General features: G+C 32.7%; 9 protein-coding genes. 5 read left to right on the top strand and 4 right to left on the bottom strand.

Annotated features, from left to right (window positions below; all coding sequences use genetic code 11):
- Positions 1-93 precede the first annotated feature (93 nt).
- From ACRHOC_RS01340 to ACRHOC_RS01325, 4 genes are all read left to right on the top strand, one after another.
- Positions 94-2,301: an LruC domain-containing protein gene (locus ACRHOC_RS01340; protein WP_431156701.1), complete on the top strand. Its 2,208-nt coding sequence runs from the start codon at positions 94-96 to the stop codon at positions 2,299-2,301.
- A gap of 325 nt (positions 2,302-2,626) precedes the next feature.
- Entirely contained in the window at positions 2,627-4,609 is a 1,983-nt protein-coding gene (locus ACRHOC_RS01335) for an LruC domain-containing protein (RefSeq protein WP_431156700.1), read from the top strand.
- Between the two features lie 704 nt (positions 4,610-5,313).
- Positions 5,314-7,305, top strand: a complete 1,992-nt coding sequence (locus tag ACRHOC_RS01330; protein ID WP_431156699.1) for an LruC domain-containing protein — start codon at positions 5,314-5,316, stop codon at positions 7,303-7,305.
- Positions 7,306-7,632: 327 nt separating this feature from the next.
- On the top strand, positions 7,633-7,950 hold the full coding sequence (locus tag ACRHOC_RS01325; protein WP_431156698.1) for a hypothetical protein: 318 nt from the start codon (positions 7,633-7,635) through the stop codon (positions 7,948-7,950).
- A gap of 85 nt (positions 7,951-8,035) precedes the next feature.
- Here ACRHOC_RS01325 and ACRHOC_RS01320 read toward each other — a convergent pair whose 3' ends face one another.
- The 4 genes from ACRHOC_RS01320 to ACRHOC_RS01305 form a co-directional block, all read right to left on the bottom strand.
- Positions 8,036-8,500, bottom strand: a complete 465-nt coding sequence (locus ACRHOC_RS01320; protein WP_431156697.1) for a YybH family protein — start codon at positions 8,498-8,500, stop codon at positions 8,036-8,038.
- Between the two features lie 38 nt (positions 8,501-8,538).
- Positions 8,539-9,639 carry a DUF4407 domain-containing protein gene (locus tag ACRHOC_RS01315; protein WP_431156696.1) on the bottom strand — a complete coding sequence of 367 codons (1,101 nt, stop codon included), beginning with the start codon at positions 9,637-9,639 and terminating at the stop codon, positions 8,539-8,541.
- A gap of 113 nt (positions 9,640-9,752) precedes the next feature.
- Entirely contained in the window at positions 9,753-12,929 is a 3,177-nt protein-coding gene (locus ACRHOC_RS01310; protein ID WP_431156695.1) for a M56 family metallopeptidase, read from the bottom strand.
- 2 nt (positions 12,930-12,931) lie between these two features.
- On the bottom strand, positions 12,932-13,297 hold the full coding sequence (locus tag ACRHOC_RS01305; protein ID WP_431156694.1) for a BlaI/MecI/CopY family transcriptional regulator: 366 nt from the start codon (positions 13,295-13,297) through the stop codon (positions 12,932-12,934).
- A gap of 117 nt (positions 13,298-13,414) precedes the next feature.
- Between ACRHOC_RS01305 and ACRHOC_RS01300 the strand changes: the two genes are divergently transcribed.
- Positions 13,415-14,803: a M28 family peptidase gene (locus ACRHOC_RS01300; RefSeq protein ID WP_431156693.1), complete on the top strand. Its 1,389-nt coding sequence runs from the start codon at positions 13,415-13,417 to the stop codon at positions 14,801-14,803.

The raw sequence follows: 14,803 nt of genomic DNA, 5'->3' as shown, positions 1-14,803 counted from the left end.
TCAGGACTTCTTTTAAAGCTTTAGGCTAAATTTAATCCCTTACATTATTAAACATTTTAGGTTTGTAGTGCTATTAACCAATAATGTTTAAAAATGAAAAAATGGAATATTATTCTTGTTCTATTGCTTGTCATGTATCAAAATTGCAGTAGAGAATTTCAAGATGAAGCTTCAACACCAACCAATGAAAATGTTGATGACATGTCATCACTAATAGTTCCGGATGGTCATAATCTCAGACCGGTGAAACTTCAAAACACAAACATAAGTTTATCAGAAGAATCTATTGCCTTTATGGCCAAAATTAGGATTTTCAAAGTGGAAGGTAATTCTAATAAGTTGTTATATCAAGGCTATATTGATAAGGACCATCCTTTAAATAGAGATGTCCAAATACCAAATCATACTCAAATGGTTTTGGTGGAGGTAGATCTCGCAACAAACACTAGACAGTATTTTATCACACCAAACCAATTAGAAAATCTTATTTTGACAGATGATATAGCGGAAGAAAACGAAGAGGCAGGAAGGTCATTTTCTTCTGACGATCCCCCAAGTTGGAATTGTGATGACTACTCTGAGTTTAATGGAAACGATGGTGGGAATTATAAAATAACCGGAAACGCGACACAAGGGTTAAATGTTAATTCTAATACCAAAATCTACATTTGTAGTGGAGGTTCATGGACCCCTGCCTATTTAAATGACAATTCGAGTAAGCTTACAATATATGTGGCTCAAGGCGGGACTTTAAATCTGTCAGGGACTATAAATTCAAAAATTTATAATGAGGGCACTTTTAATGGAGTAAATGCAAATATTGCTGAGGATTTAGATAACTGGGGATTAACTAATATTACTGGAAATCTTTCAGTTTCAGAAGAAGTTCAAAATTTTGGTGGAACGATAAACATCTCCGGTAGTTTCAACAATAATGAACATTTTAAAAATGAAGGGGGATCAGTTTATATAGGTGGTCATGTCACCCTATCAGATAAATTTGATAATAAAGAAGGTTCCGAATTAACCGTTGCTGGCAATTTCACTGTAAACGATGGTAAATTTAAAAACTATTGTAAAACAATAATATCGGGGACATTAATCAATAATGATGAAGTAGAATTTAAGAACGCATCATATACACTCATTACAGGGGCATTCATGAACAATTCAAATAAAGAGGTTAAAGTCAAAGAAGGTTCTATATTTAAATGTGCAAGTATTATTTCAAGTGGCAACATTAAAGGTGACCATGCTTATTCTATTATTGAAACTGGCTCTATAACCTTTAATGGCGGTAAGAAATTTAAAGGAGAATTAGATATATGTTCTAACAGTTATTTAAGTTCTATGGGAGATAATGATGTGATTAATACATGTTCCACATTTATATCATCAAACTCATGCTCGCCAGGTTATAACAATATAGTTGATAATGATGGAGACGGATCTGAAGAAGGTGTTGATGTAGACGATAATAACCCTGATATAGCTACTTATAATTATCCTCAAGGGCAAGGTTTGTATTTTACATCTGTCTATGAAGATTTATACCCTTGTCAAGGCGATTATGATTTTAATGATTTGGTTAATAATTATAGCTATAAGGAGGGGCTAAATAACGGAGATAATAACGATGGACAAAATACTTATGTTACAACTATTGAGTTTAATTACAAGTTTCCTGCTTTAGGAGGTGGTTATAATAATAGTTTTGTTTTAAGGGTGATAGATGAAGATAATGACGCGGTATTAAGCCTAGATGCTTCAGATAATTACGGAGCAAGTGACATTACAAGATTACATGATAGTGATAATGGTACCACCCTATTTGTATTTGCGAATCTGAAATCTATTTATGTCGATAATCCCGATGCTATAATTAATAGTCGACAAATAGACTACGCAAATATTCCAGTAATTTCTGGTACTGTAACTAAATTAAATGGTGCTTATGATGAATTTTTATTGAGAGATGGTGTATCAGGGCAGGAAATACATCATTTATATAGTGAAGTACACAGTAATTATGCCGCTTTGAATTTACCGTCAATGTTTAATGATGATAATAATTTTTCAGACTGTGATGACAGATCTACTGGGAGTAGTTTATTTGTCAATGCTAACGGTTTTCCATGGGCATTAAATGATTTACCTATTGATTGGCCGTGGCCAAAAGAGAATGTAACAATTTTAGAGGCCTATCCAAATTTTGATGATTTCGTTACTTCAAATCCAGATTTAGATTGGTACTCCGACACTAACGGTAATAGAAATAATTCTAAACTAATTTTTAATTAAAATTAATTTAATAGTAAGTTGATTAAAAAAGTCGCTCAATGATTATTTTAAATAATAAATCTAGAGTGACTTTTTTTATATGTCCTAGTCTCCTGTTGCTTAATACCAAAAAATACTATTTAACAAGGTAATTGTGCAAATTTCCAATTAGTTCTTACACTCAAAATTTAATTAAATGAAAATTGCTCCACAGCTTATCTACATTAAATGGGCATTTGTCTAAATAAAAGGTCTTAAAATAGAAATATTAAAAAAATGTTACTAAAGTCAATTTAAATTAGTAATGATTTCCAAATCTATGAATAACAAAAAAGATATATAATCAATGAAGTTTTTAATAAAAAATTCAGTCATAATATTATTAACCTTGTTGAGTGCTTGTGCCAAACCAGAAATAGATAATTCATCATTAGAAGTTACAGATGTTGAGTCAATAAATATCCCAGATGGTTTCGACTTTAGTACATATAGAAAAGTAGATATTAAAATACATGATAATTCAGTAAATTCTAAATATGATGTATATGCTTATACAGAGAGTGCACATTCTGTAGGTTATGAAACCTTTGAAAACCAGTCAGGTGAAATGGTAACCGAAGAGGTATTTAAAAATGATATTCTTAATAAATTGATTTTTTCTGGCGTTCCAAAAAATGGAATTTTAGAGCATTCAGTAAATATTCCAAATTTCTATGAACAATTATATATCCGAAAAAAGGAGAATTTAAAGTATTCAGGATCTGTTGAGCTAATTACAGATAATAAAGTTGAATATTTTAATAATGTGGATTCCAACAATAATACGGGACGAGATAACGTTGAAGATTATTTGTATTGCGTTAACGGATCAGCAGAACATTTCCAAGTAAATCCATTAGATGGATCATTAACTTATCTTTCCGATATGCCTATGGGCAGTTATACAGCTGCTATAGATCAAGAAAATGGATTTATGTATTCAATAGGCAGAAGTAGTCCGCATCCTTTAATGAAATATGATATTGCAAGTAATTCGTGGGAAATTATTGCAAATCTTGGAATCGGTGGACCTAGATTAGATTTTAATGTAAACGATAGGTTGCTGTATTTTTCAAAACTAGATAAATTATATACGTTTGATCCTGTGGATGGGACAAATTTGAATATTTGGGACATTAATGGATTACATAACACCCATGGTGGTGATTTAGCCTTTGCGGCAGATGGGACATTATTTCTATGTTCATTTTCCGGATTATATAGACTGGATTTAAACGAAAATAATGAATATGATAGTGTTCGTATTAGTGCAGATAATTTACCTTTTTACCCCACTTCCATGACATTTGATTCTAATCAGGATTTATGGCTTGCAAATAATGCATCGAGTTCGGATTTAATCATAATGGATACAGTAACAGGTGGCTGGGAATATGTATATGGTATTAACGCAAACAACGGTACTGATTTTGGAAGAACAATTAATGATTTAACCACGTTTAGAATTTTTTCAAATGAACCTGATGAAACCGATACTGATGGAGATGGTGTTGTGGATAATGATGATGCTTACCCTAATGATCCCGATGTAGCTTACGAAATTTTCACACCTAGTAAATATGGTACTGGCAGTATTGTTTTCGAAGATTTATGGCCTTCTAGTGGTGATTATGATTTCAATGATATGGCTTTAAATTATAAAGCAATAGTATTATTAAACTCAGATAATTTAGTGGTAAGAGTGGATTTTATTTGCAGAGTTAAATCAAATTCTGCAGGTTTTACAAATGGTATAGGGATAGAGATAGAAGGGCTAGCATCGTCGGATATTGAAAGTGTTTCAGGTACTTCCTACAGCGAAAATTATATAAATTTAAATGCTAATGGTACAGAAAGTGCTCAAGATAATGCGGTCATAATTTTTACAGATAATGCCGATAATTTAATTACAGAGAGAACTATTACAATTAATTTTGTAAACCCCACAAGCACTACCATTCTAGGTGAAGCCCCATTTAAACCATTTTTAATTGCAAATAAAGTTAGAGAGCACGAAATTCACCTTCCTTTTAATTCAACAACTCAGCTTGGTCAAAATTTAGTAGAAACTAGTGGAATGCATGTAGATCCTGATGGTAATTATATATCCGATACTGGTTACCCTTGGGCATTAAGTATAATACATGATTTTAAAGTTCCAAAGGAATCAGTTAGAATATATGACGCCTATAACTTTTTTAGTGACTGGGCCACTTCTGGAGGTAATAATTATAAAGATTGGTACAAGGATAATCCAGGTTATCGAAACAGTAGTTTATTGAAAGACTAGTATTGTTTTTAAATCGAGGTGATAGAGTTTTATTTTAGAGCTATAGGTTGAGATAAGCGAACCTATGTAAATTTTGATATTTTTTCGGCGAATCTAATTTTGGATATCTATTTAGGTTTCACTCGAAAAAGAGGTAATTATTACCAAATTTATCAGTAAGAAACTAATAGTTAAAATAAAGGTCACTTTAAGATTGATAAGAAATAGTTAGTCCAGAGTGGCTTTTGCATACATTCTTTTCAAGAAGTTTTCAATAAGCTTTATTATGAAATTGATTCTAGATATAATGGCTCAAATGGATAATTTGTTAAAATTTTAATGATATGGTCAATCAAGTAAATAATATTGAACATATAATTTCTAACGGCTTCGCCTCGCCCAAAGTGTTTGAAAGATTTTGTAAGAGACACATATTATAATTGATAAGAAATGAAAAAGTAGAAAGAATGTTAATCAAAGTTTAATAAAGGTATTCTTTGTATTGCTAATTGTCGTTTTAGATTGACATTTTGTTTAATACTGTGAATACTATTTGTAACATAGAAAATAGTACATGTGTACTTTACTCAAATCATACCGCTCGTCGACAGTAATTAGGAGACTATCATAGATTAAGGTCATAATACAGAATTTTCTAAAAATCTCGCACAAGGTTGTTTAATTTTATTAAGAAAAATACTAAATCATACTCAAAAATATAAACTATGAAATTATTAGTCAGAAATTTTGCCATAGTCTTATTATTCTCTATGAATACCTGTGCGAAACCAGACATTGGGAATGATATTACAGCTGAGGAAAACGCTTTATTTATTGATGTACCAACCGATTTTGATTACAATACCCATAGCAGTGTTAATATAAGGATAAATGATAATTCTAGCGCTTTATATGAAGTCTTTGTAACTTCAGAAGATCCTAATTTTTTAGGTACGAAGACCTTCTTAGATGAGTCGGGTAATACTGTAACTGATGATGTTTATAGAGAAGACATTATAAACAAGCAAGTACTTAAAGGAATGCCTAGAAACGGAGTTTTAGAACAATTAGTGACTTTGCCAAAATATTGTAATAAAGTTTATATAAGAAGAAATGATAGATTGAACTTTTCTGGCGAATTTGTTGATGTTGTGAATGGTGAAGTCAACTATTCATTTCAAAATTTAACGGGGAGAAATACTATACAATTAGAGAGAAATGATGTTAATGATTATTTGTATTGTGTTAACGGTCAAGGCGAGTTGTTTCAAATTGATCCCCTTGATGGTGATTTAACCATGATATCAGAGATGCCTATGGGAAGCTGGACAGCTGCCATTGATCAAGAAAATTTAATGCTATACTCTATCGGAAGATCAAGTCCATATCCTTTGATGAGATACTCCATTGAAAATGATGAATGGTCTACAGTAGCCAACTTAGGTATGGGAGGCCCTAGGTTAGCTTATAATTCAAATGACAATTTATTATACTTCTCTGACAACAATGGAGTTTTGTTCACAATAGACCCTATATCTGGTGTGATATTGAATTCGTGGCAGATTACAGGATTACACAATACTACTGGTGGAGATATTGATTTTGCAGAAGACGGGACTATTTACGTTTGTACATTTTCAGGGCTTTACAGTATTGAATTAAATCAAAATAATGATTATGTAGCAACTAGAATTAGTGCAGATAATTTACCATTTCAACCTACATCAATGACTATTGATTCAAACCAAGAATTATGGCTAGCTAATAGCGGATCAAATTCAAGTTTGATTATTATGGATACCACAACTGGAGGATGGCAATATCAATACGGCGTAAATGCTGGGAATAATACTAGTTTTAATAGAGCCATAAATGATTTAACCACACTTCATGTTTATTCTGATAGTGTAGATACAACAGATACAGATGGAGATGGTGTAATCGATTCGGAAGATTCCTATCCTGATGATTCAGAAAAAGCATTTGAAGTCTTTACGCCTAGTAAATACGGGAAAGGAACTATTGCTTTTGAAGACTTGTGGCCGACATATGGTGACTATGATTTTAATGATCTTGCATTTAGCTACAGAGCAATTGTTATTTTAAATTCAGATAATGACGTTGTTCAAGTTGATCTCATTTGTCGTGTAAAAGCTAATGGTGCGGGCTACGATAATGGTTTTGGGATAGAGATAGATGGTTTATTGCCAGATCAAGTTGAAAGTGTCACAGGTACAACATATAGTTCGGATTACATAACACTTAATGCAAATGGAACTGAAGCTAATCAGGACAAAGCTGTAATTATATTAACAGATAATGCAGACAATTTTTTAAACGAAAGGACAGTTTCTATAACGTTGACAGCACCTGTAACTACCTCAGAATTAGGGGTGGCTCCATTTAATCCATTCATAATTATTAATCAAGAACGGCACAAAGAGGTACATTTACCGCTTCACAATAGAACTAGTTTAGGAACTAATGTTAGTATAACAGATGGAATAAACTCAGATGCTGATGGAAACTTTATCTCTTCTAATGGCATGCCATGGGCAATAAGTATTATTCATGATTTTAAAGTACCAAAGGAAAATGTAAGAATAGATGATGCCTATAATTACTTTGTGTCATGGGCAACATCAGGAGGAATATCCCATCAAGATTGGTATAAAGATAATCCAGGTTTCAGAAATGAAAATATGTTAGAAGACTAGTATTTTATGAGTTTTATTTAAGATGCCCCTTATTTAAGTGGATTAATTAATTCCAATTAATGCAAATATTGTGGACACCATTTTACTTCGGTAAAAGTCAATAAAGTAATATCTATATTTATACCAATAGTTGAAGTACATGATATTGTTGTTTATCGGTAAAAAAAGCACTCAAATTCAAGTAAACAAATCTATACAACCGTTTATCGATAAATTATAATATCATCATTCATTATTTGCGAAATTTAGACTATCCCTCTGAGATAATAGCACCCAATTTACTGATTAATAGCCTTAAATTAATATATGAATTAATATCTATTTATTATGGATCTTCAAATTACCAGTTACAACAATCGCTTTAAGATTAAAGGGACACTCAACAAGTTGAGTATAAAAACTTTCAATTCACATTTTTCGAATATTTTCGATAAAATGGATGAAGTTTTAATCAATATTGAGGAAATTCAAAGTATTGATAGAGCTGGTGTTATGGTGTTGGCACAACTGCACAACGAGTCTATTAACAAGTCTAAAAAATTATCAATCATCGGATTGGGTTGTAAAGAATTATACGATCACTTCAAATCCGAAGAGGAAACAAATACTGTTGCAATACCAACCGGTTCTATTGTAGCAGCATAATAAGAACAACAATAGCTTTTAAATTTAAGTGCAATACGGTGCGTTTATGGTGATAGATAGACGGCTTTTATTGCACTTTGTTTTTTTAGCAAGACATATCGGCAACAATCTTCCATGCGCCGTTGATTTTTTTGAAAATAATGATAAAAATACCGTCTGCATTCCCAATGTCCCGTTTTAAGTGATATTCGCCCATAACCCAATAATTATCACCTTCTATTCTCGAAATATCATTAATCACAAAGTTTAAATTGCCTGTTTCGCTTTTGGTTGGATAACGCTTTTTATAGTTTGCTAATGTTTGTTCCCATCCAAGTGTAAGTCCACTTGCGCCATAAAACTTAAGATTTTCACTTTTCCAATAGCCTTCCATAAAACCTTCTAAGTCGTGGTTATTCCAAGCTGTTTCCTGTTGTTGCATAACCAATCTTATTCCAGCCTCTGCGAGGTCATAATCGGTAGAACTAACTGTGGTATTATTTACATCGGCCTTAATGCTAATGCAATTGGTAAATAAAAAGGCAAATAAAAGGATGTAGAGATATTTCATAAGATTGATTTTTTCAATCTTAAAAATACAACTAAAGTTTAAAGTGCTGATTTTTGATTTTTAAAAAATGCATCTGCTTGAAGTTGCATAAGTTCCCGCGCTTTTTTCCGCTTATAATTCATCACTTCTTCTTCATCTGCAATTTCGGTATAAACCTTATTGTTTATATCATTATCAGTTTTAAGAAGTAACTGGCGTTCTGCAACCTTTTGCATGGTCCACGTTTTAACCGTAGTTTCTAAATCTTGTAGTCTAAAATCATACTCACCCTTCGGTGAAATGAGTTTGGCAAAAATAGGTGAGGTTTCAATGGCTAAAAACAATAGAAATATAAAAAATGAAGGTAACCATGGTAATTCACCAAGGGCATTTACACGAGCCATAAGTCCATCAAAATTATCAATTATGGGTTGTGAATCTGTAACATTGGCTTTATAGTCGCCTTGTAAGGCGATAATTTCATTCTCAATATTGGTAATTTTAGCCTTGTTCTCTTCTTTTAGTGTTTGAAGCTCGGCCAAAGCAGCATCATGTTTTTCTCTTTTTTCTTTATAGACAGGTCCTTTACCTAATAAGCCAGTGCCTGCTGTCCCTTCCGCTTCAGTGATATAGGTGTCGTAAAGCGCATTAACTTCAGATTCTTTAGTGTCGATCTGAGATTCTAATCCCTCTATTTGAGCATTTAGGTCTTCAATTTTTGGTGTATACTGTTCGGCAATCTGTGTTTGATTGGATAAAGTCATTTCATTTTTTTGCTCAAGAAGGACTTGATTAATTTCCTTCTCAAAAATTTTAAGCTCCAAAGGCTTTGAAATTACTACAGCTATAATAATAGCTAAGAGAATCCTAGGAATGGCCTGAAGAAATTCATCTATGGCACTGTCTCGCTTTTTAATCGTTGATACGATATATCGATCTAGATTAAAAATTAAAAGGCCCCAAATGAAACCAAAGAAAATGGATGTCAATAAATTATCGAATACGGTATAAAGGGCATAACTCGCAGCGATTGTAGCCATTAAAGCTGTAAAGAACACCGTAGCGCCAATACCTGCATATTTATTTTGTTCGCCATTAGAACAGTCTTCTAAAATTTGGGTATCCGCTCCAGAACAAAGGATAAAGAATTTTTTTAGCATGATGATTTTGATTGATGTATAGGGTATTAGAACGTTAAAAATGCGATAATGTTACACTTTTAGACAAAAAAGCCTCAAAATTTCTTGAGGCTTTTTTAAAAATGGATGAGTTTTTAGCTTCGCTTTTTATGCTTTTTTGCTTCTTTAGTAAGAAGAACTCTTTTGGAACCATTGATGTTTTTATACTCTAATCCTTTAACCTTTTTGGATTTTACCAATGCAATAGCTTCATCTGAAGTTATCTCTTTGCCTCCAAAATACATAGGGATGCTTTTTTTAGCATAGTATATGACTGAATCTAAAATAGATGGAGGAGGTGGTGGAGGTGGCACTTCACTAAGTTCACCATTCTTGGTTTTTGTGACCTTTACCTTAGGTGGAGCTGGTGGTTTAGGCTGTTTAATGGACTTCACTTCCTTTACCATAGGTTTTGGTGTTTCTGGTGCTGGAGGAGGAGGTGGTGGAATGCTTGGGAAGGGCTCAGCGTTTTGACGTTGCGCTTCGGTCATTAAATTTTTGTAGATATGTAAATAACGTTCTACTTCCTTCTTTTTGATGATTGGATATTCATAAGAGTTATTGGCCTTAGCTTTCTCAACAGCATTATTTATTTTTTTAGCCCATTTATTATAGGCTACAATCTGTTGTTTAGTAGCTTTTTCTTGTATTGGTTGGCTTACAGTTTCTACAACCGTGTATTCTGGCATTGGCCATTCAGTGACTAAAACGGCTTCTGGAAGAGCGACTGATTTCTTTTTTTGCTTAAAAGTCATTCTATCATAAATAGAATTATAGTATCTAAAAGTTTCGTCATTAATCATATGAGGATAACCGTTTATTTTTTCAGACTCTGACATTTTAGCAAACTTTGCTTTCATCTTTTTAGCCCAAAGATTATACGAGGCAATTTCTTTTTCGGTTGGTAATTTTTGTTGAATCGACATCTTACTTTCAATAGCAAATGGTGTATTGCCTTTAGCTCTATTCACAATTTGATTTGGTGTAACAATGCGATAAAAACCATAGTCTAACAGATTGTTATAAATAAACCAAACCTCTTTGTTTGAAATGTCTTTAGACGAACTAACATGGATATTCATTAGTTGATTTCGATCCGCTGTGGTGATATCTTGATGTAAGCTTTCAATTACTTTTTTAAAGTTCTTTTTTGTTGCCTTTATACCATCGATGAGATAAGCGTTTTTATTAAGTATTTTAACTTCAATACTTCTGGCATATTTATTATTAGCCGATTTAGATAATTTAACAAGGTAATTCCCCTCCTTATCTTTTTGAGTGATCATTTCGGTACATTCTCCTTTATTAGTAACTGCAATAGTCTTAGCTTTTTCAACCGAAATCAATTCATCATTTAAATAGAATGAAGCTCCCAATTGATCCATTTCTAGAATATATTCTAAAAATGAAGGATTATAAACTTCTTGCAGATCCTCAATATTAGGGCCTCCTTTAGACTTCTTTGGTGCAGGTGGAGGCGGTGGAGGAAGTGTTTCTTTTTCTTCCTTAGTTAACTCACTCCTTTTTTTATAGTAGGTTTTACCGTTGAGTGTAATTTTAGCGTAGGGAAGTATAGGAGCTGTAGGGCGTTTCACTTTAGCTTTATATTCTTTTTTCATTCTAAAGTACATACCACCTAAGTCTGAAAATAGGTCATCCATTTGTTGTTTTTCAGCACTACTTTTATTAATGTAATGTGGTGGCGTATCCTGGAGCTTTTTATACGCTTCGTACTTTTTGAGGTATGCTTTAAGTTCGTCGTTAAGAGTATTTATTGAAATTGGTTTAGGTAATATTAGGTTGTATTTATTTACTACTTCTTCTGGTATTTTAGAATAAAGTTGTTGAATAAACTCATAAAGGTTTATCAATTCAATTGTTGTCTCAGGATAATTATTATCTAAGTATGTTAATAATTCACCATACTCTTCAGAAAGCATATTAAATTGCGTTACCGCTAATTGTAGTTGAATTCTCAAACCCTCTTCAGTAATGAGGTTGTAGAGGTTTTGTTGCTTCATTTCTGCAAGGGCAGATATTTTTGAACTAGAGTATGTAGCAAAATCCTTTCTGTTGTAAGCTTCTAGTTCAGAATTATCGACTGGCTGGCCATCGATAAGTACCAAATAAACCTCAGAATTATTCAACTTATCAAAATCGGAATTAGGAATTTCTCTTCTTGATAATGGTGTGCTACCAACATAAATCCATTTTCTTTTATAATAGTCATTTAGTTCATTGAATTTCTTTGCTACGTTCAAACCTGTCATCTCATTTTTTACATAAAAAACTTGGTCTGTATAGTGTCTTATTTCAGGATCATCACTGATGTAATTCATCCTGAGTTTTTCCGCGTCTTCTAATTCTGCATTAATAGAATTAACAGTTTCCGGATTCTCTTTTTGCACATATTCGCGCTCAGCAAAACTGTAGAAAAGAATCGCTACAACAGGTAAAAGCAATAAGCTATTTACCCATTTTTTGGTTTTTGATATTTGTGATTTCATAACTGTAAATCGTTTTTTGAATGATGAATAATTGATGGCACTCGAGAGTTGAACGTCTTGAGTGTTTGATGAAAATTGTAATAATATGGTTTGATAGCTAGATGAATTAACACCATCATTGAGAACGGCTTCATCTGCTAGAAATTCGTGATTTAATTTTATGTGGTGTTTAAGAACATAGACCAATGGATGGAACCAGAATACTATCTGCAATAACTCAACTAAAAGTATGTCTAGACTATGTAATTGTTTGGCATGTGTTTCTTCATGCAATAGGACCTCCTTTGGTATTTCATGGTTCTGATATGCCGTTTTATGAAGAAAAATATATCTAAAGAATGAATGCGGAATGCGGTATTGTCTCAACAATATGTAAATAAAATTCCCCTTATGTATTTGATCACTTTTAGTGATGCTCTTATATAATCTAATGAGATTAATAATAAATCGGACACTAAACAATAACGCACCCAACCCGTAAATTAACCAAACTATCGTGGTTAAGTCGATATTCGATTGTTCTTCTAAAACTGGTGTAGCGAGGGAAGTTTCTATCGGTAAATTTATGGGCGCAGTATCAAAGTTTTGCGCAATGGGTTCTATATAATGCGTAATAGATAATGCCGGAATAATTAAGGCCGTTGCAAAGGATCCTAATAGATAAAAACGCTTAAAATGGTGCATCTTTTGACCTTCTAGCAACCAAATATAGAGTACCCAAAAGATAAATAAGCAGGCTGTGAATTTTAACAAGTATATTTCCATAACTACTTATTTTTAATTTGTTGGTCAATAATAGATTTTAATTCTTCTAATTCCGCTTTGCTTAAATCTGTTTTACGCGTGAAAAACGAAGCAAATTGCGATGCACTATCATTAAAAAATGTTTTAATAAGACCATTGACATGCTTGGAGAAGTAATCTTCTTTTTTTACTAAAGGATAATATTCTCTAGACTTTCCATAGGTTTTATAGGCAACAAAACCTTTACCAATCATGCGTTTTAATAGCGTGGCGACAGTAGTTGTTGCCGGTTTAGGTTCTGGATAAACATCTAAGATATCTTTCATAAATGCTTTATCGAGTTTCCATAGGTATTGCATTAACTGTTCTTCGGTTTTGGAAAGTTCCATGTTCTACAAAATTAGAATTAACTCTACAAATGTAGAATAAAAAATTGAATTGATACAAAAATGGGATGTTAAAATTTGAAAATTTGTATATTCAATGCTTCGTTATACAATGGTCTTATGTTAAGAAAAACACTATCAATAATTACTTTATTTCTAATTGGTTCAACTCTCTATGCCCAGTCTATTGAAGATTTAATGGGTATGGTCAACACCTCAAATTTAGAAACCATTGTAGCGGATTTAAGTGGTGAGCAAACCACAACTATTAATGGGATGTCTCAAACCATTTCAAATAGAGTTCAAAGTAATAATGACTTGTCAACCGACTACATTAGGGAACGACTAGAAGCTTTTTCGAATCTTACAGTACAGGTTCAGAATTTTAATAGTACTGGTAAAAATGTTATTGCGACGCAGCATGGTTCTGTAAACCCAGATAACATTTACATTATCTGTGCGCATTATGATTCTGTTACTACATTTTGTGCGGACGATAATGCCACTGGAGTTGCAGCAGTAATTGAAATTGCAAGAATTTTATCTAGCCAATGTACCGAGAACACAATTGTCTATGCGCTGTGGGATGAAGAAGAAATAGGGCTTTTAGGAGCAAATTATTATGCCCAACAAGCAGCCAATACCACTGGTGGTAATACAAGAGATAATATTCTTGGTGTTGTGAATATGGATATGATAGGATATGATGGCGATGCACCTGGTACTGCTGGTGACAATGAATTTGATATTGATGTAAGAGATATTGCAAACTCTCTTACTATTAAGGATGACCTATTGGATGTATTAAATACCTATACGTTTGATTTAACACCTATTGTTGTTGATCCTGGAACGACATTTAGTGATCATTCCACATTTTGGAATCAAGGGTATTCTGCAGTATTAGTAGGCGAATCTTGGGAAACAAACGATCAAACACCAAACTATCATACTTCTAATGACCGTGCTGCTGATATTGATTTTCCTTATATGACGGAATTAACAAAACTTGTGTTAGCCTATACTGCGAGTAAATCAGAATTGGTGACATTAGACAATACAGTAACAGAAAATGCCACAAGTTTAATTTCTAATCAAACGACTGGCACGTACCAGTGGATTAATTGTGATACCAATAATCCAATAAATGGTGAGACAGCACAAACTTTTGTTCCAACAACTAATGGGAACTATGCGGTTGAGGTAAGTAATGGAACCTGTACCGAATTAAGTACATGTATTGCATTTACTGCGTTATCTACAGAGTCCTTTTCTGTAAATGACCTAAACATTTACCCAAATCCGGTTCATACTATTCTTAAGGTTGAAAATTTTTTAGATACCAACCTTAGTATTTCTGTAAGTGATATTTCAGGTAAAGTTTTAAATACCATCACATCTAGTCAATCTATTATAGAGATAGATTTTACAGAATACACTAATGGTGTTTATTTTATAGGTGTGAACTCCGAAACGAAATCCGGCTCGTTCAAAATTGTAAAGGAGTAG

This window comes from Winogradskyella poriferorum, assembly GCF_050618035.1.
Classification (GTDB): domain Bacteria; phylum Bacteroidota; class Bacteroidia; order Flavobacteriales; family Flavobacteriaceae; genus Winogradskyella; species Winogradskyella poriferorum_A.
Note: the sequence above shows the minus strand (reverse complement) of the source record. Positions and strands in the feature narration are given on the sequence as shown.

Excerpts from the sequence above, each read along its gene's own strand:
- ACRHOC_RS01340 (WP_431156701.1), top strand. The coding sequence starts at position 94 with ATGAAAAAATGGAATATTATTCTTGTTCTATTGCTTGTCATGTATCAA.
- ACRHOC_RS01335 (WP_431156700.1), top strand. The coding sequence starts at position 2,627 with ATGAAGTTTTTAATAAAAAATTCAGTCATAATATTATTAACCTTGTTG.
- ACRHOC_RS01330 (WP_431156699.1), top strand. The coding sequence starts at position 5,314 with ATGAAATTATTAGTCAGAAATTTTGCCATAGTCTTATTATTCTCTATG.
- ACRHOC_RS01325 (WP_431156698.1), top strand. The coding sequence starts at position 7,633 with ATGGATCTTCAAATTACCAGTTACAACAATCGCTTTAAGATTAAAGGG.
- ACRHOC_RS01320 (WP_431156697.1), bottom strand. The coding sequence starts at position 8,500 with ATGAAATATCTCTACATCCTTTTATTTGCCTTTTTATTTACCAATTGC.
- ACRHOC_RS01315 (WP_431156696.1), bottom strand. The coding sequence starts at position 9,639 with ATGCTAAAAAAATTCTTTATCCTTTGTTCTGGAGCGGATACCCAAATT.
- ACRHOC_RS01310 (WP_431156695.1), bottom strand. The coding sequence starts at position 12,929 with ATGGAAATATACTTGTTAAAATTCACAGCCTGCTTATTTATCTTTTGG.
- ACRHOC_RS01305 (WP_431156694.1), bottom strand. The coding sequence starts at position 13,297 with ATGGAACTTTCCAAAACCGAAGAACAGTTAATGCAATACCTATGGAAA.
- ACRHOC_RS01300 (WP_431156693.1), top strand. The coding sequence starts at position 13,415 with ATGTTAAGAAAAACACTATCAATAATTACTTTATTTCTAATTGGTTCA.